General features: G+C 71.3%; 21 protein-coding genes. 5 read left to right on the top strand and 16 right to left on the bottom strand.

Going from position 1 to position 22682, the window contains the following annotated elements; translation table 11 throughout:
* Positions 1 to 67 precede the first annotated feature (67 nt).
* Together ACIA47_RS12370 and ACIA47_RS12365 are read right to left on the bottom strand one after the other, a co-directional pair.
* Positions 68 to 250, bottom strand: coding sequence for a DUF397 domain-containing protein (locus ACIA47_RS12370; RefSeq protein ID WP_124818937.1), 183 nt, complete (start codon positions 248 to 250; stop codon positions 68 to 70).
* Complete coding sequence (locus tag ACIA47_RS12365; RefSeq protein ID WP_396707606.1) at positions 241 to 1053, bottom strand: Scr1 family TA system antitoxin-like transcriptional regulator; 813 nt, start codon at positions 1051 to 1053, stop codon at positions 241 to 243. The genes ACIA47_RS12370 and ACIA47_RS12365 overlap by 10 nt, the downstream gene beginning before the upstream one ends.
* A gap of 635 nt (positions 1054 to 1688) precedes the next feature.
* Between ACIA47_RS12365 and ACIA47_RS12360 the strand changes: the two genes are divergently transcribed.
* Positions 1689 to 1979, top strand: a complete 291-nt coding sequence (locus ACIA47_RS12360; protein WP_396707604.1) for a hypothetical protein — start codon at positions 1689 to 1691, stop codon at positions 1977 to 1979.
* 20 nt (positions 1980 to 1999) lie between these two features.
* On the opposite strand, the gene ACIA47_RS12355 is transcribed toward ACIA47_RS12360, so the two are convergent.
* The 5 genes from ACIA47_RS12355 to ACIA47_RS12335 all read right to left on the bottom strand — a co-directional run bounded on the left by ACIA47_RS12355 (position 2000) and on the right by ACIA47_RS12335 (position 10499).
* Complete coding sequence (locus ACIA47_RS12355; protein ID WP_203122085.1) at positions 2000 to 3409, bottom strand: class II fumarate hydratase; 1410 nt, start codon at positions 3407 to 3409, stop codon at positions 2000 to 2002.
* Positions 3410 to 3444: 35 nt separating this feature from the next.
* Entirely contained in the window at positions 3445 to 6423 is a 2979-nt protein-coding gene (locus tag ACIA47_RS12350; protein WP_203122082.1) for an AfsR/SARP family transcriptional regulator, read from the bottom strand.
* Between the two features lie 258 nt (positions 6424 to 6681).
* The gene (locus tag ACIA47_RS12345) at positions 6682 to 8349 is read right to left on the bottom strand and encodes a fumarate hydratase (RefSeq protein ID WP_203122081.1); all 1668 of its coding nucleotides are present in this window, start codon (positions 8347 to 8349) and stop codon (positions 6682 to 6684) included.
* A gap of 125 nt (positions 8350 to 8474) precedes the next feature.
* A complete protein-coding gene (locus ACIA47_RS12340; RefSeq protein WP_396707601.1) occupies positions 8475 to 9923 on the bottom strand; it encodes a PQQ-binding-like beta-propeller repeat protein in 1449 nt (482 codons plus the stop codon).
* Between the two features lie 72 nt (positions 9924 to 9995).
* Positions 9996 to 10499: an Lrp/AsnC family transcriptional regulator gene (locus ACIA47_RS12335; RefSeq protein WP_396707599.1), complete on the bottom strand. Its 504-nt coding sequence runs from the start codon at positions 10497 to 10499 to the stop codon at positions 9996 to 9998.
* A 139-nt stretch (positions 10500 to 10638) separates the two neighbouring features.
* Between ACIA47_RS12335 and hppD the strand changes: the two genes are divergently transcribed.
* The 3 genes from hppD (at position 10639) to hisC (ending at position 14120) form a co-directional block, all read left to right on the top strand.
* Positions 10639 to 11844 (top strand): 4-hydroxyphenylpyruvate dioxygenase, encoded by a 1206-nt coding sequence (gene hppD / locus ACIA47_RS12330; protein WP_112588126.1) that lies wholly within the window; start codon positions 10639 to 10641, stop codon positions 11842 to 11844.
* A 195-nt stretch (positions 11845 to 12039) separates the two neighbouring features.
* Complete coding sequence (locus ACIA47_RS12325) at positions 12040 to 13020, top strand: RDD family protein (protein ID WP_396707596.1); 981 nt, start codon at positions 12040 to 12042, stop codon at positions 13018 to 13020.
* The gene (gene hisC / locus ACIA47_RS12320) at positions 13017 to 14120 is read left to right on the top strand and encodes a histidinol-phosphate transaminase (RefSeq protein ID WP_203122077.1); all 1104 of its coding nucleotides are present in this window, start codon (positions 13017 to 13019) and stop codon (positions 14118 to 14120) included. Before ACIA47_RS12325 ends, hisC begins: the two co-directional genes overlap by 4 nt.
* 54 nt (positions 14121 to 14174) lie before the next feature.
* On the opposite strand, the gene ACIA47_RS12315 is transcribed toward hisC, so the two are convergent.
* The 9 genes from ACIA47_RS12315 to ACIA47_RS12275 all read right to left on the bottom strand — a co-directional run bounded on the left by ACIA47_RS12315 (position 14175) and on the right by ACIA47_RS12275 (position 21354).
* The gene (locus tag ACIA47_RS12315) at positions 14175 to 15245 is read right to left on the bottom strand and encodes a hypothetical protein (RefSeq protein WP_396707594.1); all 1071 of its coding nucleotides are present in this window, start codon (positions 15243 to 15245) and stop codon (positions 14175 to 14177) included.
* 25 nt (positions 15246 to 15270) lie between these two features.
* Positions 15271 to 15813 carry a hypothetical protein gene (locus tag ACIA47_RS12310; RefSeq protein ID WP_203122075.1) on the bottom strand — a complete coding sequence of 181 codons (543 nt, stop codon included), beginning with the start codon at positions 15811 to 15813 and terminating at the stop codon, positions 15271 to 15273.
* 59 nt (positions 15814 to 15872) lie between these two features.
* Entirely contained in the window at positions 15873 to 16406 is a 534-nt protein-coding gene (locus ACIA47_RS12305; protein ID WP_203122074.1) for a hypothetical protein, read from the bottom strand.
* 69 nt (positions 16407 to 16475) lie between these two features.
* Positions 16476 to 16793 (bottom strand): LPXTG cell wall anchor domain-containing protein, encoded by a 318-nt coding sequence (locus tag ACIA47_RS12300; protein ID WP_396707591.1) that lies wholly within the window; start codon positions 16791 to 16793, stop codon positions 16476 to 16478.
* A gap of 126 nt (positions 16794 to 16919) precedes the next feature.
* Positions 16920 to 18176: a PQQ-binding-like beta-propeller repeat protein gene (locus ACIA47_RS12295; RefSeq protein ID WP_396707589.1), complete on the bottom strand. Its 1257-nt coding sequence runs from the start codon at positions 18174 to 18176 to the stop codon at positions 16920 to 16922.
* Between the two features lie 102 nt (positions 18177 to 18278).
* On the bottom strand, positions 18279 to 18761 hold the full coding sequence (locus ACIA47_RS12290; protein WP_396707587.1) for an SRPBCC family protein: 483 nt from the start codon (positions 18759 to 18761) through the stop codon (positions 18279 to 18281).
* 146 nt (positions 18762 to 18907) lie between these two features.
* A complete protein-coding gene (locus ACIA47_RS12285) occupies positions 18908 to 19117 on the bottom strand; it encodes a DUF397 domain-containing protein (protein ID WP_030327888.1) in 210 nt (69 codons plus the stop codon).
* A gap of 174 nt (positions 19118 to 19291) precedes the next feature.
* Complete coding sequence (gene fahA / locus ACIA47_RS12280; protein WP_396707585.1) at positions 19292 to 20488, bottom strand: fumarylacetoacetase; 1197 nt, start codon at positions 20486 to 20488, stop codon at positions 19292 to 19294.
* The gene (locus tag ACIA47_RS12275; RefSeq protein ID WP_396707583.1) at positions 20485 to 21354 is read right to left on the bottom strand and encodes a hypothetical protein; all 870 of its coding nucleotides are present in this window, start codon (positions 21352 to 21354) and stop codon (positions 20485 to 20487) included. The genes fahA and ACIA47_RS12275 overlap by 4 nt, the downstream gene beginning before the upstream one ends.
* A gap of 94 nt (positions 21355 to 21448) precedes the next feature.
* On the opposite strand from ACIA47_RS12275, the gene ACIA47_RS12270 reads away from it, so the two are divergent.
* Positions 21449 to 22615: a cupin domain-containing protein gene (locus tag ACIA47_RS12270; protein ID WP_203121646.1), complete on the top strand. Its 1167-nt coding sequence runs from the start codon at positions 21449 to 21451 to the stop codon at positions 22613 to 22615.
* The last annotated feature ends 67 nt before the right edge of the window (positions 22616 to 22682 follow it).

Raw genomic sequence — 22682 nt, 5'->3', positions numbered from 1 at the left:
CCGTCGAGCCGTTTATCAAGGCCGGCTGCGCGGAAACCCGACCGCCGTCGCGGGCGAGGCGGTCGGGTCAGCGCGGGGGCGCGACCACGAAGAGCCGCCAGGAGTACGCGTCGACAACGAGCACGGGCCCGTCCGAGTCCTTGCTGTCTCGCACCCCGACCACGTCCCCAAGATTCGTCGCCACCTCGACGCACTGGTCGTTGGAACCACTCCGGCTGCTCTTACGCCACCGGGCTCGGGTCAACTCCACGACTCTGCCACTTCCCTCAGCAACTCGATCGACTCCTGCGGTGGCAACGCCTGCCCGAGGGTAGCTTCCCAGGTCCGTTGTAGACGCAACAGATCCGCAGGCCGGTCGAGTTCTTGGCCGCCGATCTGGCCACCAAGGTAGGCAAGATCGCTATGGTCGGCCACGGTGGCGAGGATGAATGGCCCGTTCAGGCCGGGATACTCCTCGGCCGAACGAGGCACCACATGGAGCTGAACCCGCGGATGCTCGGTCGCCAAGCGCGCCAGGTGCAGAGACTGCTCGCACATGACCTTTCGGCCGCCGACGCGTCGCCTCAGCACCGACTCGTCGAGCACCGCGACTACGTGCGGCGGGCGATCCCCGTAGAGAACCCGCTGACTATCCATCCGGTCCGTCAGCCGACGCTCGACCTCATCGGCATCGAGTAGTCGGTCCGACTCGAAGATGGCACGGGCATAGCCTTCGGTCTGCAGTAGCCCAGGGACATGCAGCGGGTCGAACCATCGCAGCGCCCGCGCCTCCGCGAGGATCGCACGCCAGCCGCGCAGCCAGACCTGAGCCTTGTCCAGGCTGACCAGTTCGGTGGACATCCGGCCGAAGAGGCCGCCGGTTTCCAGGGCGCGGTCGACGAGTTCCAGGTACTTGGCGGTGGGCGGCTGCTGCCCCAGCTCGACGGCGCTGACCATCGACGCCGAGTAGTTGACCGCCTTGGCCAGCTCGTCCTGGCTCCAGCCGCGCCGAGCCCGCGCCCGCCGCAGCTCCGCGATCAGGAACGCCGCCGCCGTCATCTGTCCATCGGCCATGCCGTGCCCACCCTCCACCCCGCCGACGATCATCTCCAGCCGGCCGCCAGCGGCGGTGACACCCAGAACAGGGCGCCTATGACGACGCGGCCAAACCCTTCCGACCGTAGTCGCCTGATCAGCAGACTGTGAAGCGGCGCCGCTCCCCGTCCCCCGGGATCTGCCGGCGCCGCAGGGGACCGCCCGCTCCCCCGTGCCGGGCGGTCCCACCTCCCAGACAGCCACAACCGGAGCAAGCCACGGCCGGAGTGCACCAACCAGGACAAGCGGAGGCGATGCCACAAACGAGTCAGGTCCAAAGCGGCAGCCGTTACATCCAGGACAACGCCGCCGCGTTGGGCGGAACGGCTGTTCGTCACCCGGCACCGCCTCGCCGATCATGGAGTTGCGGTGGGCCACAAAGCGCCCGCCAAGGGCCAAACCGGGCACCACCACTCCATGATCGCCAAGCCCGACCTGACCCTGCTCCGCGATCTTGCAACTTCTGCCCCGACGCAAGGGGCATATCCCCCATGTCGACAGCAGAAACTGCAAGATCGGCGCCGTCCAGGATCGAGCGCGATCTTGGCGCAGGTCGGGGCAGCCCTGCAGCCGCGTCGCAGGTCGGCGCAGCCCGGTCAACGAAAGGCCACAGCATGTCCCGGATCGCCCCGGACGGCAGCGCGACGACACCACGTCGACCGCACCTGCCGCTGCGACCGCTCTGGCTCTGCCGGGTGTGCGCCGCGCCCTGGCCGTGCCCGGTCGCCCGACTCGCCCTGCGCCAGGAGTACGCGCACGACCGCATCGGGTTGAGCATCTACCTGTGCATGGCCCTGCACGAGGCCGCTGCCGACCTGTACCGACTCAACCCACACGACGGCCCCGACCCCGCCGCGCTCTTCACCCGCTTCCTCGGCTGGGCGAGACCACGGCACCTACCCTGACCAGAGCAGGCGAGCCGCGGTCAGGGGTGGGTCATCCGGAGCAGGTCCAACGTCTCGTCCAGCTGGGTCTCGGTGAGCTTGCCGGAGTCGACGTGGCCCCGGGAGATGACCACCTCGCGGATGGAGGTCTGCTTGGCCAACGCCTCCTTGGCGATCGACGCGGCCTCGTCGTACCCCAGGTAGCGGTTGAGTGGGGTGACGATCGACGGTGAGCCCTCGGCGTACGCCAGGCAGACCTCGGCGTCCGCGACCAGGCCGACCACCAGTCGGTCGGCGAAGAGCCGGCTCACCGCGGAGAGCAGCCGGATCGACTCCAGCAGGTTGCGGCCCATCACCGGGAGCATCACGTTCAGCTCGAAGTCGCCCTGCGAGCCGGCGAACCCGACGGTCGCGTCGTTGCCGATCACCTGGGCGCAGACCTGCCGCATCGCCTCGGCGACCACCGGGTTGACCTTGCCGGGCATGATCGACGAGCCGGGCTGGAGGTCCGGGATACGCAGTTCGCGCAGACCGGCGCGGGGGCCGGAGCCCATCCAGCGGATGTCGTTGGCGACCTTGTAGAGGCCGATCGCCACGGTCCGCAGTTGCCCCGAGGTTTCCACCAGCGCGTCCCGCGCGCCCTGCGCCTCGAAGTGGTTACGCGCCTCGCTCAGCGGCAACCCGGTCGACTCGCGCAGCTTGCCGATCACGGCGGCGGCGAAGCCGAGCGGAGTGTTGATCCCGGTGCCGACGGCGGTGCCGCCCAGCGGCAGCTCGGCCAGTCGGGGCAGCGCGCCCTCCAGCCGTTCGATCCCGTAGCGGACCTGGGCGGCGTAGCCGCCGAATTCCTGGCCGAGGGTGACCGGGGTGGCGTCCATCAGGTGGGTACGCCCGGCCTTGACCACCGTCTCGAACTCGGCGGCCTTGGCTTCCAACGCCGACGCCAGATGGGCCAGCGACGGCAGCAGGTCTTCGACGATGAACTGGGTGGCCGCCAGGTGGATCGAGGACGGGAAGACGTCGTTGCTCGACTGGGAGGCGTTGACGTGGTCGTTCGGGTGCACCGGGGAGCCCAGCTCCCGGCTGGCCAGGGTCGCGATCACCTCGTTGGTGTTCATGTTCGACGAGGTGCCGGAGCCGGTCTGGAACACGTCCACCGGGAACTGGTCGTCGTAACCACCGTCGGCCACGTGCGCGGCGGCAGCGGCGATCGCGGCGGCCACGTTGGCGTCGATCACGCCCAGCTCGCCGTTGACCTCGGCCGCAGCGCCCTTGATCTGGGCGAGGGCCTTGATCTGGGCCGGTTCGAGGCCCCGGCCGGAAATCGGGAAATTCTGCACCGCGCGCTGGGTCTGCGCCCGCCACAGCGCCTCGGCGGGCACCTCCACCTCGCCCATCGAGTCGCGTTCGATGCGGTAACCGGTCGCCTCTGGAGTCGTCACGCGTACCATCCTGCCGCGCCCGTGGCCGACTCGCAGATGATCCGTCAGCCCAACTCGGTGAGCAGCCGTTCCACCTCGTGCTGGTCCGGCGACTCGATCTGCCGGAACAGCGCCAGCGCCCGGGTCAGGTGCACCCGCGCCCCCGCCGGGTCGGTCGCCAGCAAACAGCGGGCGATGCCCTCCAACGCCCGACCCTGCTCGTGTAGGGAGCCCAGCCCGGTGGCGTCGACGAGTACCCGACGATGCAGGTCGAGCGCGCTGCTCACGTCCCCCTGATCCAGGATGGCTCGGGCCAGCAGATTCCGCGAGCCGCACTGGCCGATGCGATCCCCCGCCTCGGTCATCGCGACCAGCGCTGCACGATGCAGATCAGCGGCCTCTTCCGGACGGCCGGCCTCCCGTTCCATCATCCCGATCTCGTTGAGCACCTCACCCTCACCGAACCGGGCGCCCATCTGGCGCTTGAAGCGCAGCGCCACCCGCAACAACCGTGCGGCCGGCACCACGTCGCCCATCCGATGCCGGACCATCCCGAGGTGCCCGAGGGCGTTGCCGAGCCGCCGCGTGTCGCCCACCTCGCGGGCGATCCCTAGGTGCCGCCGAGCGGTGCGCAGCGCCTCGTCGTGCCGTCCCCAGAGCAGCAGGGTGATCGTCAGGTTGTTGAGTTCGTTCGCCAGCGCCGTCGTGTCGCCCATCCGCGTCGCCAGCGCCCGAGCAGCGTCGTAGGACTCGCGAGCCCGGCGGAACTGAAAGTTGGCCGCGTACGCGGTGCCCAGGTTGCCCAGGGTGTTGCGGTATTCGTATTGCAGACCCAGGCGGCGGAAGATGTCGAGTGACCTCTCCATCACCCGGATCGCCGTGGGGAAATCACCCAGCCGGTAATGGGCCGAGGCGAGATAGTTGAGCATCATCCCCACCGCCCTGTCGTCACCCAACTCCTCGGCGGCACGCAGGCCGATGCTGTGTGTCTCAATCAGTTCATCCAGGCGACCGCCCTCGAACTGGGCGTGCCAGCAGGCTCTCGCCAACTGCCAGCAGTAGCGGAGAAAACCCTCGGTCTCCGCCAATCGGACCAGGGCTGCCCAGGCGGCCAGGTTCTCGTCGAGCCAGGCTCGACCCTGCTCGGCGACGAGCATGACCAGGTCAGGACGGAGCGGCTCCCCCACCACGATCAGCGAGCGGAGGGCGGAGAGTTCCCTCTCGCGGGCGATCGCCGTGGCGACGTGGAGGTGGTGATCGAGCAGACGCTCGATGCCGCCCCGTCGCTCGACCGTCCGTTCCGGCTCGGCCACCAGCGTCCGCGCGTACTCCCGGACCAGGTCGTGCAACCGGTACCGGCCCGGCTCCGCCTCCTCCACCAGGTGCGCGTCGACCAACTCGTCCAGCAGGTCCTGGGCCTCGGGTAGGGACAGCTCGGCCAGTACGGCGGTGACCGAGTTGTCGAACCGTACTCCCGGGTGCAGGCCCAGCAACCGGAACGCGCGCTGCGCCACCGGCGACACCTGGGCGTACGACAGGGCGAAGGCCCGACCGACGGACCGTTCGCCGGCTTCGAACTCGGCCAATGGATCCGGCCGGGTGCTCAGCCGCTCGGCCAGGTCGGCGATGCGCCAACGGGGTCGGTGTGCCAGCCGGGCACCGGCCAGCCGGATGGCCAGTGGCAGGTGTCCGCAGCGTCGGACGACCTCGGTGGCCGCCTCCGGCTCCGCCGCCACCCGGCCCACGCCGACGACCCGCCCGAGCAACTCGACCGCCTCGTCGCTGTCGAGCACGGGCAGCGACGACGGTCGGCCCTCATCCACTCCCACCAGCCGGCGGCGGCTGGTGATCAGGATCAGGCAGTGCGAGCCGTTGGGCAGCAGCGGCGTCACCTGGTCGGCGGTCGCCGCGTTGTCGAGCACCAGCAGGGCCCGCCGACCGGCAAGCTCGCTACGCCAGAGCGCCAACCGGTCGTCCTGGCTCGTCGGCACCCTCTCGGCGGGCACACCGAGCTGCCGCAGCAGCGTGGCCACCGCCGCGGCCGGCGTCAACGGAGTGCGCTCGCTGTGCCCGTGCAGGTCGATGTAGAGCTGGGCGTCCGGGTAGTCGTCTGCGAGAGCGGTGGCGAGATGCACCGCAAGGGTGGTCTTGCCGCTGCCAGCCATGCCGTCGATGAGCTGGATCCGGGCCCCGGCCTCCACCTCCTTGATCAGGCGGGCCATCGTCTGCTGCCGGCCGGTGAAGTCGCCGATCGCCCGGGGCAGCGAGCGGACCGGAGCGGTCGGCTGCACCTCCCGACCGGCCAGGGCCAGGTCACCGGCGAGCACCCGCTGGTGCAGCTCCTGCAACTCGGCACCCGGCTCGATGCCAAGCTCGTCGGCGTAGGTCCGCCGACCCTCTCGGTAGACCGCGAGCGCGTCGGCCTGCCGCCCGACCGCGGACAGTGCCAGCATCAGTTGTCCGCGCAGCCGCTCCCGCACCGGGTGCTGGTCGAGGGCCTCGGCGAGTTCGCCGATCAGCTCGGCGGCCCGCCCGAGGCGCAGCTCGACGTCGACGCACTCCTCCAGCGCGGTGAGACGCTGCTCGTCGAGTGCCTGTGCACGGCGGCGGACGCTCCGGCTCGGGATTCCACCCAGCGCCGGCCCGCGCCACAACGCCAAGGCGGCGCGGAATTCGGCACGCGCGTCGACCAGGCGACCGGCCGTCGCGGCGGCTCGGGCCGCCTCCACGCCCCGGGTGAAGACCTCGGCGTCCAGGTCGGTCGGTGCCGTACGCACCCCGTACCCCGCCGGGTCGGTGACGATGAGGTCCGGTGCCAGCGCGAGTTCGGTGAAGCGGCGGCGCAACCGTGACACGCAGGTCTGCAACTGCGCCCGGGCGGTGGCCGGCGGGCGGTCCTCCCACACCGCGTCGACCAGCTCGTCGACCGGCACGAGCCGGCCGGTCCGCAACAAGAGCATGGCGAGCACGATCCGGTCGCGCCCGGCGGTGACAGTGGACTCGCCACCGCCCACCCGCAGGGGCCCCAGGATCCCGAACCGCATCTGCTCTCCCGCGTCAGTGGTGCAACTTCCAGCAGCGTAGTCCGGCGGTAACAGACTGCCTCGGTCAGGCGATAGTGATCTGAGAGCGGATCGACAGCGGTGCGCCGCACACTCATTCCGAGTTGTCGGTGACGGCATCCGACGGGGGCGGTGCGCCCGTCCCACCCCAGGGGGCGGGCGTACCGATGTCGGCAGAGCACGGGCGACAGAACGGGCGCCGGGCGAGTTCGCCCGGCGCCCGTTGGCGTACCTGTCGGGTCAGCGACGGCCGACGGTGAGCACCGGCTTGGTGACCTCGGCGAAGAAGTCGTTGCCCTTGTCGTCGACCACGATGAAGGCGGGGAAGTCCTCCACCTCGATCTTCCAGACCGCCTCCATGCCCAGCTCCGCGTATTCGAGCACCTCGACGTGCTTGATGCAGTCCTGGGCGAGGCGGGCCGCGGGGCCGCCGATCGAGCCGAGGTAGAAGCCGCCGTGCTGCTGGCAGGAGCGGGTCACCTGACCCGACCTGTTGCCCTTGGCCAGCATCACCTGCGAGCCGCCGGCGGCCTGGAACTTCTCCACATAGGCGTCCATCCGGCCGGCGGTGGTCGGGCCGAACGAGCCGGACGCGTACCCCTCGGGGGTCTTCGCCGGGCCGGCGTAGTAGACCGCGTGGTCGCGCAGGTACTGCGGCATCGGCTCACCGGCGTCCAACCGCTCGGCGATCTTGGCGTGCGCGATGTCCCGGGCGACCACGAGCGGCCCGGAGAGCGAGAGGCGCGTCTTCACCGGGTACTTCGACAGCTCGGCGCGGATCTCGTCCATCGGCCGGTTCAGGTCGACCCGGACGACCAGCTCGGCGTCGAGAGATTCGTCGGTGATGTCGGGCAGGAACCGCGCCGGGTCGGTTTCGAGCCGCTCCAGCCACACGCCCGACGGAGTGATCTTGGCGACGGCCTGACGGTCCGCCGAGCAGGAGACGGCGATCGCCACCGGGCATGACGCACCGTGCCGGGGCAACCGGACCACCCGTACGTCGTGGCAGAAGTACCGCCCACCGAACTGCGCGCCGATGCCGAAGTTGCGGGTCAGCTCCAGCACCTCCGCCTCCAACTCCAGGTCACGGAAGCCGTGCGCACTCATCGAACCCGCGGTCGGCAGCGCGTCAAGATACTTGGCGCTGGCGTACTTCGCGGTCTTCAGCGCGTACTCGGCGGAGGTGCCGCCGATGACGATGGCCAGGTGGTACGGCGGGCAGGCGGCGGTGCCGATCAGCCGCAGCTTCTCCTCCAGGAACTGCATCATCCGGGTTGGATTGAGCAGCGCCTTCGTCTCCTGGTAGAGGTACGACTTGTTGGCCGAGCCACCGCCCTTGGCCATGAACAGGAACTTGTACGCGTCGGGGTGCCCGTCCGGGTCCTCGGCGTACAGGTCCACCTGGGCGGGCAGGTTGCTGCCGGTGTTCCGTTCGTCCCACATGGTCAGCGGGGCGAGCTGGGAGTAGCGCAGATTGAGCTTGGTGTACGCCTGGTAGACGCCCCGGGAGATGGCCTCCGCGTCGGCACCGTCGGTCAGCACGTGCCGACCGCGTTTGCCCATCACGATGGCGGTGCCGGTGTCCTGGCACATGGGCAGGACACCGCCGGCGGCGATGTTGGCGTTGCGCAGCAGGTCCAGCGCGACGAACCGGTCGTTCGGCGAGGCGGCCGGATCATCGATGATCGCCCGGAGCTGCGCCAGGTGCGCGGGGCGCAGGAAGTGCGCGATGTCGTGCATCGCCTCGGCGGTCAGCGCGGTGAGCGCGGCCGGCTCCACGGTGAGGAACCGACGACCTCCCGGGCCGTGTACGACGTCCACGCCCTCGTCGGTGACCAGGCGATAGTCCGTCTGGTCCGGACCGGTCGGCAGCAGAGGGGCGTACGAGAATGCGGCGGCACTGCTCATGAGCGGCAAGCCTAGGGCAGACCGGTCGATCACTCCCACCCGCCGGGCGGGTGCTGGGACGCCGCTCTCATCCACCAGGCGTGCCGGGCCCGGCCGCCATCCGGATCATCGGGGGAACCGCCCGCTCAACCGTCCTTGCCACCGCCCGGGTCGGGGCAGAGTTCCCCCTTCGGCCCGCAGTCGCCGTTGTTCGGCCCGCCGGGGCCGGGGCCGGGGCCGCCCGGCCCGGGATTCCCACCATCGCCGGGCGGTCGGGCGGGCGAGCTTCCGGACGCGCCGAAGCGGACGTACCCGATCTCCCGCCCTTCGCCGATGATCATCCCCTGCGACCCGACGGCGAGGACGTTCGCCGAGGTGCGCAGGGCGGCCAACTCCCGGCCGGTGCGCGGGTCCAGTGCCGCCAGCCGGGACGGCTTCTCGTCGGCCACCACAGCCGCGTACGGGGTGAGTGCGGCTCCAGCCTTGCCGCTGGCCTGTCGCGTCCAGAGCACCTTCTCCGTGCCCAGCTCACGGGCGACCACCGAGCGCTTGTCGGCGGCCCGGAACACCGCCGAACGGTCGTCCACCGCGATCAACCTGGTGCCCGGCTCACCGACACAGAGCAGCCGTCCGTCGTACCCGTCGATGACCGCCTCGCGGCCGTCCGGGGCGACGCCGATCAGCACGTTCCGCGCACCCTGCGGGTCCTCACGTTGCACGCAGCCGGCGGAGTCGGCGGTGCGCAGGTTGATGCCCGCCCGCTGCCAGGCCTCCTGCCCGGTCGCCGAGTCCCGGGCGGAGATGGCGAAGTAACAGGTGCCGTCCTGGGAGCGGGCGGCGATCCGCAGCAGCCGGCCGCCCACCACGGAGAGCCGCTCCTCCCGGCCGGGCTCGACGTTCTGCAACACCCGGCCGGTGGCGGTGTCGACCACGTGGACCCGACCGTCGACCGGGAAGCCGAGCAGCGGTGGCGCGGCCTCCGCCCCGGCCACGCCGTCGTCGATCCGGGTGGCGGTGAGCCGGCGGGTGCCGCGCAGACCCGGATTGTCGGCGAGCAGGCCGCTGTGCACCCCGGGCAGGAACGCCGTCCAGAGTGGCGTGGTGCCGCGCGGGTCCCAGGCGCTGAGGGTGCAGTCGGTGGCGTCCGTGCACCTGGCGTCGAGGAGCAGGTTGCGGTACGTCCAGACGGCAACCGCGTCATCGTCACGCCGCCGGGTCACCCCGGTCGTCGGGTCGAGCAGCTCGTACCCCTTGACCAGGAGCTTGCCCACGGCCACGACCGGGTCGCGGTCGCCGCCGGCGACCGCCGCCCAGTCCGCCTTGCGCTCCCAGAGCTGGGCGCCGGTGGCCAGGCTGCGAGCCTCGACCCGGGTGCGCTGCTCGACCACGACGGCGTCGCCGGCGATGGTCACGCTGCGCGGAGTGCCGCCGACCCGTTGCTGCCAGACCACGTCGGGCTCGGAGATGGGTTCGCTGCGGTCCACCCAGTCCCACAGGCCGGGGAACGGATTCCACACGCCGGTGGCGGCGAGCGCGACGACCACGGCGAGGCCGAGCAGCAGCCCACCGCGCACGCTCCCCTTCGCCACCCGCACACCGTAGCCACGATCACGGATCTTCCGTACGCCCGCGCCGCCGTGTCGCCGCGCTTTCTGCGCCCGGAGGTGTTACAGAGCCCTTCCCTCGGCCCGAACAGCGCTGCGCACCAGCGGAAGCGTGCGGTAGGGGATCTGCTCGGCCAGCGCGATGATCGTCGAGGCGCGGGTGATGCCGGCGGACGAGACGATCTGGTCGATGACCCGTTGCAGGTCGGTGTTGGAACGGGCCACGATCCGGCAGAGCAGGTCGCTGGAGCCGGTGATGGTGTGCGCCTCCAGCACCTCGGGGATGGCGGCGAGGTGCGCGGTGACCGGGTCGTGGCCGTGCCGCTGACTGATCTCCAGGGTGACGAAGCTGGTCACCCCGAACCCGATCGCGGCCGGCGCGATCTCGGGGCCGAAGCCCACGATGACCCGCCGCTCGACGAGCTTGTCCAGCCTCGCCTGCACGGTGCCCCGGGCCACCCCGAGCCGCCGGGAGCACTCCAGCACCCCGATCCGCGGCTCCTCGGCGAGCAGTTCGATCAAGCGCACGTCGAGCGCGTCGAGCTGTACATTCTGCTCACCGTTCATGAGTGAAGACCATACCGAATGCGCAACCTGACCAGCATTTCTGCTAACAGTTGCCCACTCGGCGCCGGGGCAGCGATCCTCGCCACAAGAACCGACCACGGCGGCCCACAAGGCCGGCCGGTACGCGAGGGAGCCCACCATGACCCAGGCGATCGACCGACCCCAGTCGACCGAGGACGTCGACGTCGACCGGCTCGTCGGCGCTGTCGACCACGACATCAGCCACGACCCGTTCCCGGTCCGGGGCCTCGACCACGTGCACTTCCTGGTCGGCAACGCCAAGCAGGCCGCGCACTACTACTCCACCGCCTTCGGCATGACCTGCGTGGCGTACCGCGGCCCGGAGCAGGGCTACCGGGACCACGCCCAGTACGTGCTGACCAGCGGCTCGGCCCGGTTCGTGCTGACCGGCGCGGTGCGCCCGGACGCCGAGGGCGCCGAGCACGTGGCCCGGCACAGCGACGGGATCAGCGACATCGCGCTGGAGGTCCCGAACGTGGACGCCGCGTACGCGCACGCCATCGCGCAGGGCGCCGCCAGCGTCGTCGAGCCGCACGAGGTGACCGACGAGCACGGCACCGTCCGGATGGCCGCCATCGCCGCGTACGGCGACACCCGGCACACGCTTGTCGACCGGTCGCGCTACACCGGCCCGTTCCTGCCCGGCTTCGTGGCCCGCGGTCCGATCGTGGACCGGCAGCCGATGATCGACGCCGGCATCCAGCCGAAGCGCTTTTTCCAGGCCGTCGACCACGTGGTCGGCAACGTGGAGCTGGGCCGGATGGACGAGTGGGTCGAGTTCTACAAGCGGGTGATGGGCTTCTCCAACATGGCGGAGTTCGTCGGCGACGACATCGCCACCGACTACTCGGCGCTGATGAGCAAGGTCGTGGCGAACGGCACCCGCAAGGTGAAGTTCCCGCTCAACGAGCCGGCGATCGCCCGCAAGAAGTCCCAGATCGACGAGTACCTGGAGTTCTACCAGGGTCCGGGCGCGCAGCACATCGCTGTCGCCACCAACGACATCCTGGCCAGCGTCGACGCGATGCGCGCCGCCGGCGTGGACTTCCTGGACACCCCCGACTCGTACTACGACGACCCGGAGCTGCGCGAGCGGATTGGCAAGGTGCGGGTGCCGATCGAGGAGCTGAAGGCCCGCAAGATCCTGGTCGACCGGGACGAGGACGGCTACCTGCTCCAGATCTTCACCAAGCCGGTGCAGGACCGCCCCACGGTCTTCTTCGAGCTGATCGAGCGGCACGGCTCGCTGGGCTTCGGCAAGGGCAACTTCAAGGCGCTCTTCCAGGCGATCGAGCGGGAGCAGGAAGCCCGCGGCAACCTGTAACACTTGCCAGTGTGACGCAACCTCCGTCGTACCCGACGCCGCCGGTCGGTGGGCCCCGACCCACCGCCGGTGGCGTCGCGCCGCAGCCCGGACCAAACCGCCAGGGGTACGCCCCGCAGTACCGCCATGCCGAGTTCGCGCGAGCAGTCGTCGTTAAGGTGTCCCCGTGAGCGAGCGAAGCGGACTGGTGGCGGCGTGAGCGTTCAACCTGGTTGGTACGTCGACCCCGCCGACACCGAGACCCGGCGTTACTGGGACGGCGAGGGCTGGCTCGGTGCGCCCATTCCCGTCGACGCGACCCCGCCGGACGGCCCGCCGCCGCCCGAGCCACCGCCCGCGCCGGTCACCCCGGCCGCGCCCGCGGCGTCGACGACCCCCGACTCGGCGACCGGCGCGCCGCCCTGGTCACCGCAGCAGGGCCCACCCCCCGGGTACGGCCCGCAACCGGGCCACGGCCCGGGCTGGGGACCGCAGGCTGGTCCTCCCGGCTGGGGTCCGCCGGGCTGGACCCCGCCGGGTGCCCCTCCCGGCTGGGCGCCGCCGGCCGGTCACCCCGGCTGGCCCGGACGACCGCCCGAGCCGCTACCGCACGGCTTCAGGCTGGCCGGCTACGGCCGTAGGTTGGTCGCCCGGCTGATCGACTTCGGCCTTGTCTTCGCACTGAACGTGGTTGTCAACGGCTGGTTCGTCTGGCGCTGGGCGCAGGAGTGGGCGCCGTACTGGCAGGAGGTCTTCCGGCGCGCGGCGCGCGGCGACACCTCCGCCGACGGCCTGCCGATCCCCAGTGAGCAGGCCAATTCTCTGCTGGTGGCGATCCTGCTGATCGCCACCGCGCTCTGGCTGGCGTACGAGGTGCCGACAATGGCCTCCGGCGGGCAGACCGTCGGCAAGCGGGTGATGCGGATCCGGGCGGTGCCGATGGCCGCCGACCAGCCGCTGGGCGTCCGCCGGGCGCTGAGCCGGTGGAGCACGCTGGGCCTGCCGACTCTGCTCTGGTACTGCGCCGGGCTCGGCCTGGTGCTGCAACTGGTCGACGCTCTCTCCCCCCTCTTCGACCACCCCCTGCGCCAGGCGCTGCACGACAAGCGCGCGCAGACGGTGGTCGTCGAGGTCCCCCACCGCACCGATTCCGCCCCCTCGAACGACAGCAACCAGCCCCCGGGAGACACCCCATGACCGACTCCGGACGTCACCAGCCGGCGCTGCGGCTGACCCGCCTCGACCTGGACGCGCTGCCCAGCTACGTGCCGGGGCGCAGCCCCGCCGACCTGGCCCGCGAGTTGGGCCTGCCGGAGGCCATCAAGCTGGCCAGCAACGAGGTGCCGTACGGGCCGCTGCCCGGCGTGGTGGAGGCGGTCACCGAGGCGATCACCACCTCGCACCGCTACCCGGACATGGGTGTGGTCGCGCTGCGCGACGCGCTGGCCCAGCGGTACGGGGTGGACGCCGACCGGATCGCCACCGGCTGCGGTTCGGTGGCGCTCGCCGAGCACCTGGTGCGGGCGACCTGCCTGCCCGGTGACGAGGTGCTCTACGCGTGGCGGTCGTTCGAGGCGTACCCGATCATCGTGGCGACCAGCGGCGCGACAAGCGTGCGGGTGCCCAACGACGCCGGGCACGGGCACGACCTGGCGGCGATGGCCGCGGCGGTGACCGACCGGACCCGGGTGATCTTCGTCTGCAACCCGAACAACCCCACCGGTACGGCGGTGCGCCGGGCCGAGCTGGACCGGTTCCTCGACGCGGTCCCGGACGACGTGCTGGTGGTGATCGACGAGGCGTACCGGGAGTTCGTCACCGACCCGGAGGTGCCGGACGGTCTCGACTACCTGGACCGGCCGAACGTGGCGGTGTTGCGGACGCTGTCGAAGGCGTGGGGGCTCGCCGGGCTGCGAATGGGCTGGCTGGTTGCCCAGCCGGTGGTGGCGGCCGCCATTCGTAAGGTGGCGACCCCGTTCTCCAGCAGCACGGCAGCCCAGGCGGGAGCGCTCGCCGCGCTGACCCAGGTGGCGGAGATGGAGCGCCGCTGCGCCCTGGTCGTCGCCGAGCGGGACCGGGTCACCGAGGCGCTGCGCAAGTTCGTGCCCGAGGTGCCGACGAGCCAGGCCAATTTCGTCTGGCTGCCGCTGGGCGAGCGGGCGGTGGCATTCGGCAAGGCGTGCGAGGCGCGCGGGGTGATCGTGCGGCCCTTCGCCGGGGACGGGGTCCGGGTCACCATCGGCACCCCGGCCGAGAACGACGCGTTCCTGGCCGCCGCGGAGGCGGCGCTCGCCTGAGACGTGTGGTGCCGGGGCCGGTCCGTCAACCCCTACGGACCGGCCCCGGGCGTCTCAGCCGGTCACCGGTTGCCGGAACCGTCGCCGGTGGGTGTACACCCCGAACAGCAGCAGGATCAGCAGTGAGCCGGCCACACCCGAGCCGAGCACCAGTGCCCCGGCGTCGAACTTCTTCGCCGTGGCCGTGGCCGGGGCCGGGGCCTTGCCGAAGTCGACCGAGCCGGTGGCCGTCCGCTTCGTCCAGCCGCTGGCCAGATCCAGCCGGGCCTTCCACGGGCCGTCGGGCAACTGCCGGTCCAGCTTGACCCGTATGGTCGTCCGCCCTGCGAGCGGCAGTGTCCTGGCCTCGGCCCGCAGCGGACCGGCCGCGAGTCCGCTCGGCCCGTCGGTGAGCCGCAGTTCGCCGGCCAGGTCGAGCGCGCGTTGGCCGGTGTTGCGTACCTCGGTCGTGACGAACGGGGTGCCGTCCGCTTCCCGACCGCCGCTGAGCGGGCCCACCTCGAATCCGGAGGGCGGTTCACCGCCGGGCCCGACCGACAGGTAGACCCGGATACCGGCCCGCGCGATCTGCTCCACCATCCGGTCGTTGCCGCTGGTGGACTGGGCCCACACCACCGCGTACCGCTCGCCGGCCTCGGCCTTCTTCGGCACCCGGATGGTGACCCAGACGGTCGCCTCGTCGTCCGAACCCAGCTTGACCTGCGTCTTGTCGACCTCGATCCAACTGCTGAGTTCGTTCTGGGTCCGGTCGGGCGCGAGCACGAAGCCCTTCTCGGTCACGTCCGCCGCCGCCGGGTAGACGTCGACGAGACGCTTCACCGGCGAGACGTTCTCCACCACGATGCGTCGCCGAATGGTGGTGCCGGGATGCACGTGGTCGACGATGTACTTGTGCGCGCGGGTGTCGTCACGCCGATTGACCGGGGCGTCGAGCAGCCGGACGCCGACCGCGGCCGGCACTCCCTCCGGGCTGGCCGAAGGCTTGGGCGACCCGTCTCCCCGGTCCAGGCCCGGCACGTCCGCCTCCACCAGGGACGGATCCTCGGGCGCCGCGCCCGGGTAGGAGCGCGCGTTGGCCGCCGTTGCGGGCAGGGCCGCCGCCCCGGCGGCGACCACGAGGGTCACCGCCAGGGCGAGGGTACGACATGCGTCATGCCACCGAATGGGTGATCACCCCCGTGTAGGTGCCGCCGACCGCGCTGGCCGGGATCGTGATGCGGAGGGTCGGGTTCCACGTCGCGGAGTTGTTGCCGCTGCCGGAGGTCTTGCTGAACGCCACTCGGGGCAGGTTCAGGACGACGGCGTCGGCGGACGTCAGCTGCCCCGGGACGAAGGTGCCCGTACCGGTCGTGGAGATCGCCGGGCCGGACCAGTACTCCACCAGGTTCGGCAGGATGGTCTCCGTGCCGGTGCCACCACCGGTGGTGAACGCGGTGCTGGTGACCGTGGCGGTCCAGGTGGCACTGAGCGCCGACCGGCTGTCGGTGACGGTGACGTTGCCAAGTTGCCCCTGGATGGTGCTCCCGGCGAAGGCCGCGCCCAGGTTGATCGACGGGGGCACCGAGATGTCCAGGTTGGCGGTCGAGACGGTGAAGGTGACGATGGTGTCGCCGGACGGCGCCGCCGCGGCAGGCGCCGCCAGAGCGAGCACTGCGGCCCCGGCGACCAACAGGGTAAGAAGTGGCTTCCTCATGTGGGTGACGTTACGGACCAGGGTTACCCCGAAACCTGAAATAACGGACGAATCACTCATTAGGCGACAGAGTGGGTGATAGTCCCGGTGTACGTGCCCGCCACCACAGTGGACGGAACGGCGATGCGGATCGTCGGAATCCACGACACCCGGTTGTTGCCGTTGCCGGCGGTCTTACGGAACGCCTCCCGGGCCACGTTCAGGGTGACCGCCTGCGCGGCGGTCGGCTGCCCCGGCACGAGGGTGCCGCCGCCGCTGCTGTTGACCACCGGTCCGGACCAGTACGAGACCTGCCCGTTCGAGATGGTCCGGTTGGTGCCGCCACCTCCGGTGATGAAGACCGTCGCGCTCACGGTGGCGACCCAGAGGTTGGGGTTCACCTGACCCCGCTGGTCACGCACCTCCACTGTGCCCAACTGCCCGGTCAGCACACCACCGACGAATCCGGCGCCGAGGTTGACGGCGGCCGGCACGGTGATGTCGACGCCCACAGTCAGGGCAAGTTCGACGGTGCGGGTAGTGGGCGCTGCCTCGACAGGCAGGGCTCCCCCGAGTGCGAGAAGCAGGCTGAGCGGGACGACAATCGGACGCACGACGGAGAGAATATAGTCGTTTGTCCGTTTTGTCGAATACTGGGGCAGCTCAGGTCGCGGCGGTTCGCCTCACCTCGGTCGCCGGCGGCGTGCGGCCAGCCAACCGATGGCCACGAGCGTCGAGCCCACAGCGACGAGGAGTAGCACCGACCCGTCCGAACCGCCGGTGACGGGCAGCCTTCCACCATGACCCGGAGTCGGCGTGTGCGGGTGCCGGGTGGGTTGGGGCGTGGGCGGGGTGACGGACGGCGAGACCGGCACCACCTCGAAGGTGACACGCATGCCGCCCGAGGGCGCGACCCGCACGGTGGGGAACGCCGTCGCCGGCGTCTCGCCCGACACGAGCGTCGGTGCTGTGAGCACGAGTCCCGCGGTGGCGGCGAGCACGCCGCCAATCCACCATCTGGCTGCCCTGTCGCCCACGCGTCGACCCTTCCACCGGAAACCTGAACCGTGAAAAAACTACCTATTACCGGTCAGGCCTGGCGAAAGTTTCAGGGTCGGGTGCCCCGATCAGGTGGCGGCCAGGATCACCGCCTCCGCGGTCAGGTAGTAGCGCTGGTCGTCGCCGTCCGGATCGACCGGCTCGCGCAGCCGTTCCACAGCGACGTAGCCCGCCTCGGCCCAGACCGCTCCGGGCGCCCAGCCCGTGCCGTCCGAGCCGACGTTCAACGTGCAGCGGGAGAGCAGACGGCCGGTCGCCGGGTCGAGCGTCACCAGGTCGTTCGTCTCGGTCAGCAGATGCACCCGGCCGGGCTGGGTGGCGAGCACCCGCGCAGGGCCCAGGCCGGCGTTGCGCCACACTTCGGCACCCGAACGTGTCGACCGGCCCACCGCCGTCCCGTCGACGACGCCGACGGCCTGTTCGCCGACCACCGCGACACCGGCCGGGTCCAACGCGGGCGCGGCCAGCGGCTCGCCACTGTCCAGCAGCCAACCGCGACCACCGGCGTCGCCCGGGCCGGCCGTCCGCAGGGCCAGGCATTCCGACCGGCCGGTACGACATCCGAGCGGGGTGACGACCAGATTGTTCGGGCCACCCGGCGGTCGCCAGCGCTCGCTGACCAGGCCCGTCACGGGGTCCCGGAACTCGATCGTTGCCGGCCCGGCGCAGGCGTCCAGGCCGATCAACTGCCCGCTCGCTGTGGTGCCGATGTCGCTGCGGCAACGGCCCGGCAGGTCGGTCCGCCACAGCTCCCGACCGCTGGACATCTCCACCCCGCTCGCCTGCCTGTCCCCGGTGACCGTCAGCACCGTACGGCCGCCCGCGCGGTTGGCGAGGAAGAGCCCGCTCGGGTTCCAGACCGTGGCCGCGCCGGTGCGCCGGACCACCGCCGTGCTCCGCGCGGGAGCCGGGCCGTCAGCCCGCCACCGCACCCGACCGGTGGACGCGTCGAGCGCGACAAGCCGACCGTCCGACCAACGGCTGACCACGGTGCTGCCGCTCGCCACCACTCCAGTCAGCTCCGCCGGCCAGCGCCGGTACGACCAGTACGGGCTGGTCCGGTACCGCCCGTCGACCGGCCGGTCGGCGTAGACCTGGCGGTGTGCGGCGTACACCCGCAGTCTCCCGTCGACGATCAACGGGGCGACCGGCAGCCGACCGATCACTCCGGCAGCCGGTCGGGCCGCGGCCGGATACTCGGCTCGGGCCACCGTGCTCACCTCGGCCGGCGCGAGCACCCGGTAACCGATGACCGCGACGGCCACGGTCGCGAGCAGCGCCGCGACCGCCATCGCGAGCCGCCGTCGGCCCCTCGGGATCCCCATGCCGCACCTCCGCCCGGCACCCTACCCAGCGGAACCGGCCGGACCCCGCGCAGGTAGCGGTGGCCACGCGTAGAGGCGGCGGCGGAGCTGACCGGCCGGTGCTCAGGCTGCTTCGACGGAGCCGATGGCACCGGCCGCGACGGCCAGGTCGGTGAGATCACGCCAGAGCGCCGCCTCGACCGCCCGCGCGGCCAGCCCGCCGAGCAGCAGCGCCACCACCCGGCCGTACGGGTCGGTCGGCACCGCCTCGTGGGTGACGGTGATCGCCGTGCAACCCCGACGGCGGCGGCGAACCGGCCGCAGGCTCCAGGTGATCCGGTAGTCGGCGCCGGCGCCGGAGGAGCAGAGCACCAGTCGCTGCGGTGCGAGCGCCTCGACCACCAGGAACTCCTCGGTCAACGTGTCGCCGCCGGGCTGGACCCGTGCCTCGCGCCAGGAGGTGCCCGGCCCGAACGAACCCGGGGTGAGCACTTCGATCGGACCGGCTGCGGTCAACCGTGCGGCTCGGCCGGGCAGGTCGGTCAGCAGACGCCAGACGTCGACAGCGTGCGCCTCGATGATTCCGGTAATCGCCACCGTCGACATGACACCCCTCCCGTGTCCCCGACGGTACGCGGAGTGAGGGCCGGGCGGGGCCCCCGGAGCGGAATTTCCACCACCCCGGAGGCCACGCTGTCCGATTCGGCGAGCGCTTCGGCACCGATCGTCGAGGACCGGTGCCGAAGCGCCGGTCAGCGCTCGAAGCGACCGGCCCGAATCGCGCCGATGAACGCTGTCCACCCCGGCGGGCTGACCGCGAGTGTGGGACCGGCCTGGTCCTTGGAGTCGCGGACCCCGACCAGACCATGGACATCGACCAGGTTGTCCGCCACTTCCACGCAGAGCCCCTGGTCGTTCGAGCGGCTGCTGGTACGCCAGACCGCGCCTGCAAGATCGTGCATCGTCGTTACCTCCGTGTGCGTCGGGATGCCCACCGCTGGCGGCCGGGCAGAGCCCGGCTCGGATTGCGCGGTGCAGCAACGGAATCCGGACGATCAACGGATCAACCAGGGCCGGTGATCGCACAGCCGGTGCGATCACGGGTCCCGTGCACGAGACGGATGGTGGGTGCCCGCTCAGCGGGCCGGACGAACAGTGCCGGACACCTCACCGAGGGCGATGGTGGTGCCGTCCGGACCGGGCGCGGTGGCGGTGATGGTCACCGTGTCGCCGTCGTCGAGGAAGGTGCGGCTCTCGCCGCCCACAGTGACCGGCTCGGCCCCGCCCCAGGTCAGTTCCAGGAAGGAGCCGACCTGTCCCCGGTCCGGGCCGGAGACGGTCCCGGAGGCGTACAGGTCACCGGTGCGCAGCGAAGCACCGTTGACGGTGAGGTGCGCCAACTGCTGGGCGGGGGTCCAGTACATGGTGGCGAACGGGGGCTCGCTGACCTGTTCGCCGTTCCACTCGACCGCCAGGCGCAGGTCCAGGCCCAGGTGCGGCACGTCCCGCAGGTAGTCCACCACCGGCGGATCCTGGTCGGGGGCCGGCACAAAGGCGTCGGCGAGGGCGTCCAGCGGCGTCACCCAGGCCGAGACCGAGGTGGCGAACGACTTGCCGAGGAACGGGCCGAGCGGCTGGTACTCCCAGGCCTGGATGTCCCGGGCCGACCAGTCGTTGACCAGCACCACCCCGAAGACGTGCTCGGCGAAGTCGTCCACGGAAACCCGATCGCCCAATGCGCTGGGTACGCCCACCACGAAGCCGACCTCGGCCTCGATGTCGAGGCGTACCGATGGGCCGGTGACCGGGCCCTCGGCGGAGGCCCGCTGCCCGGTCGGCCGGGTCACCGGCGTGCCGGAGACGACCACGGTGCCAGCCCGCCCGTGGTAGCCGATCGGCAGGTGCTTCCAGTTGGGCAGCAGCGGCGGCTGGCCGGGGCGGAAGATCTGCCCGACGTTCGACGCGTGGTGAACGGATGAGTAGAAGTCGACGTAGTCGGCCACCTCGATGGGAAGCAGCAGTTCCACGTCGGCGAGGGGCACCAGCAGCGGCTCCACCGCGTCCCGGTACGCCGGGTCGGTCAGCAGCTCGGTGAGCCGCTGCCGTACCGCCGTCCACTGCGGACGACCCAGCGCCATGAAGTCGTTGAGCACGGGCCGGCACAGCGTGCCGGCGGCCAGCACCAGCTCGGCGGCCTCGGCCGCCGCGAGGTCGAAGACCCAGGACCCGATCCGTACGCCGATCCGCGACTGACCCCCGTTCTGCCGGAACACCCCGTACGGCAGGTTCGTCACCCCGTACGGCGAACCGTCGGCGCCGGTCACCCAGGTCATGCGTCGTAGCCCCCGTTCACCAGCCCAAGCCGGATCAGATCGGTCAGTGGTTCCAGAATGCTGCACGAGCCGAAGCCCACCCACAGGGGGCGAGGCCCCTCCAGCCGTGCCGTCGTCCGCTCCACCAGGGGGCGCGGGTCGACCACGGTCAGCAGCTCGGCGACGGAGCGCACACCGTCACCGTCGGAGGCGGCCAGGGTCGCGGCCAGCACGTTGGCGTAGCCGTGGTGGGTGAACCCGGTCTCCGGGTCCAGGTGTCGGATCGCCTGGTGCAGCCCGGCGGTGAGCTTGAACGGCAGGCCCCGGTCCCGGCAGGCGCAGATCACCGCGGCCAGCTCGGTCGGGGTGGGGAAGAGTTCGGCGGCCAGGCCCCCGGTGCGGAACTTGGCCGCGATCGGCACCCCGTCGGCCCGCGCCGCGACGAGCGCGTCCAGTGCGCCCATCAGCCCGAAGGTCAGCGGCAGCTCGGCGTAGACGGCCTCCACGCCCGGTAGCTCGTCGGTCAGCCGCAGCAACTCGGCGATACCGGGCAGCGGGTCCTCGCCGCGCTTGGCGACCGCCACCTCGACCTGACGTGCGGTGACGCCGTCCGGGGCGAGAAACGACAGCGCGAACGGCAGGTTCCCGATCCCGGTGTCACCGATCACGCCGACCACCAGGCCCTCGCCCGGGTCGACGAGACCGCTCAGCTCACCGGCGGCCACGTCCGACGCGGGGATCAGCAGTGGGCCGACCAGGTCGGCGTACCAGGCGGCGCGGTGCTGGCGGTGGGCGGCCAGGGCGTCGGGCAGCGCGGCGCTGCCCGGCGGGAAGACGGCGGCGTCGTCGACCAGGCCCTCCAGGAGTGCGGGCAGCTGCGTTGACACGGAACAAGAATGTACGGGACGCTACGAGGAACGGACAACAGCGTCCGATTATCGGACGCCTTCGGCCGGTGAACGGGACATATCGGGAGGCGAGATGCCGTATTACCGCAACGTCGGCGAGGTGCCGCGCAAGCGCCACACCCAGTTCCGGCAGCCCGACGGCAGCCTCTACGCCGAGGAGCTGATGGGCCAGGAGGGCTTCTCCTCCGACTCGTCCCTGCTCTACCACCGGCATGCGCCCACCGCGATCCTGGCCGCCGACGAGTTCACCCCGCCCGCGTTCACCCGGGCGCCGAACCTGCCGCTCAAGCCCCGCCACCTGCGCACCCACAAACTGGACACCGGCGGCTCCGACCCCATCCTCGGCCGGCAGTACCTGCTCGCCAACGACGACGTACGGATCGGGTACGTCCTCGCCGACCGACCCTCACCGCTGTTCCGCGACGCCACCGGCGACCACTGCCTCTACGTCGAGTCGGGCACCCTGCGGGTCGAGTCCCCGTTCGGGGTGTTGGACGCGGTCGCCGGCGACTACGTCGTCATCCCCACCTCGACCATTCACCGGCTGGTGCCCACCGGCGACCAGCCCGTCCGGCTGCTCGCCGTCGAGGCGTCCGGGCACATCGGCCCGCCCAAGCGCTACCTCTCCGTACGCGGCCAGTTCCTGGAGCACTCGCCGTACTGCGAGCGGGACGTCCGCGGTCCCGACGCCCCGCTGCTCGTCGACGGCGAGGAGGTAGAGGTGCTGGTCCGGCACCGGCGCGGCTGGACCCGCTACGTCTACGCCCACCACCCGTTCGACGTGGTCGGCTGGGACGGGCACCTTTACCCGTGGGCGTTCTCCATCCACGACTTCGAGCCGATCACCGGCCGCATCCACCAGCCCCCGCCGGTGCACCAAACCTTCCAGGGGCCCAACTTCGTCATCTGCTCGTTCGTGCCGCGCAAGGTCGACTACCACCCGCAGTCGATTCCGGTGCCGTACAACCACCACAACGTCGACTCCGACGAGATGCTCTTCTACACCGGGGGAAACTACGAGGCGCGGCGCGGCTCCGGCATCGAGCAGGGCTCGATCTCCCTGCACCCGTCCGGTTTCACCCACGGCCCCCAGCCGGGTGCCGCCGAGCGTTCCATCGGCGCGGACCACTTCGACGAGCTGGCCGTCATGGTCGACACCTTCCGCCCACTGGATCTCTGCGACGCCGCCAGCGCCTGCGAAGACGAGGGGTACGCCTGGACCTGGGCGCGTTCTGTCTAGTCGCCCTTGGGGTTTCGCCGGAGCCCGCCTCGCTCCGGGCGGTCAGGCTTGATCCCTGCGCGGGTCG

The sequence above is a fragment of the Micromonospora sp. NPDC051227 genome, from assembly GCF_044455385.1.
GTDB lineage: Bacteria > Actinomycetota > Actinomycetes > Mycobacteriales > Micromonosporaceae > Micromonospora.
Note: the sequence above shows the minus strand (reverse complement) of the source record. Positions and strands in the feature narration are given on the sequence as shown.

Bases quoted from the DNA above. Each gene is read 5' to 3' on its own strand.
- ACIA47_RS12365 (WP_396707606.1), bottom strand. From the start codon at position 1,053: ATGGCCGATGGACAGATGACGGCGGCGGCGTTCCTGATCGCGGAGCTG.
- ACIA47_RS12360 (WP_396707604.1), top strand. From the start codon at position 1,689: ATGTCCCGGATCGCCCCGGACGGCAGCGCGACGACACCACGTCGACCG.
- ACIA47_RS12355 (WP_203122085.1), bottom strand. From the start codon at position 3,409: ATGGTACGCGTGACGACTCCAGAGGCGACCGGTTACCGCATCGAACGC.
- ACIA47_RS12350 (WP_203122082.1), bottom strand. From the start codon at position 6,423: ATGCGGTTCGGGATCCTGGGGCCCCTGCGGGTGGGCGGTGGCGAGTCC.
- ACIA47_RS12345 (WP_203122081.1), bottom strand. From the start codon at position 8,349: ATGAGCAGTGCCGCCGCATTCTCGTACGCCCCTCTGCTGCCGACCGGT.
- ACIA47_RS12335 (WP_396707599.1), bottom strand. From the start codon at position 10,499: ATGAACGGTGAGCAGAATGTACAGCTCGACGCGCTCGACGTGCGCTTG.
- hppD (WP_112588126.1), top strand. From the start codon at position 10,639: ATGACCCAGGCGATCGACCGACCCCAGTCGACCGAGGACGTCGACGTC.
- hisC (WP_203122077.1), top strand. From the start codon at position 13,017: ATGACCGACTCCGGACGTCACCAGCCGGCGCTGCGGCTGACCCGCCTC.
- ACIA47_RS12310 (WP_203122075.1), bottom strand. From the start codon at position 15,813: ATGAGGAAGCCACTTCTTACCCTGTTGGTCGCCGGGGCCGCAGTGCTC.
- ACIA47_RS12295 (WP_396707589.1), bottom strand. From the start codon at position 18,176: ATGGGGATCCCGAGGGGCCGACGGCGGCTCGCGATGGCGGTCGCGGCG.
- ACIA47_RS12290 (WP_396707587.1), bottom strand. From the start codon at position 18,761: ATGTCGACGGTGGCGATTACCGGAATCATCGAGGCGCACGCTGTCGAC.
- ACIA47_RS12285 (WP_030327888.1), bottom strand. From the start codon at position 19,117: ATGCACGATCTTGCAGGCGCGGTCTGGCGTACCAGCAGCCGCTCGAAC.
- fahA (WP_396707585.1), bottom strand. From the start codon at position 20,488: ATGACCTGGGTGACCGGCGCCGACGGTTCGCCGTACGGGGTGACGAAC.
- ACIA47_RS12270 (WP_203121646.1), top strand. From the start codon at position 21,449: ATGCCGTATTACCGCAACGTCGGCGAGGTGCCGCGCAAGCGCCACACC.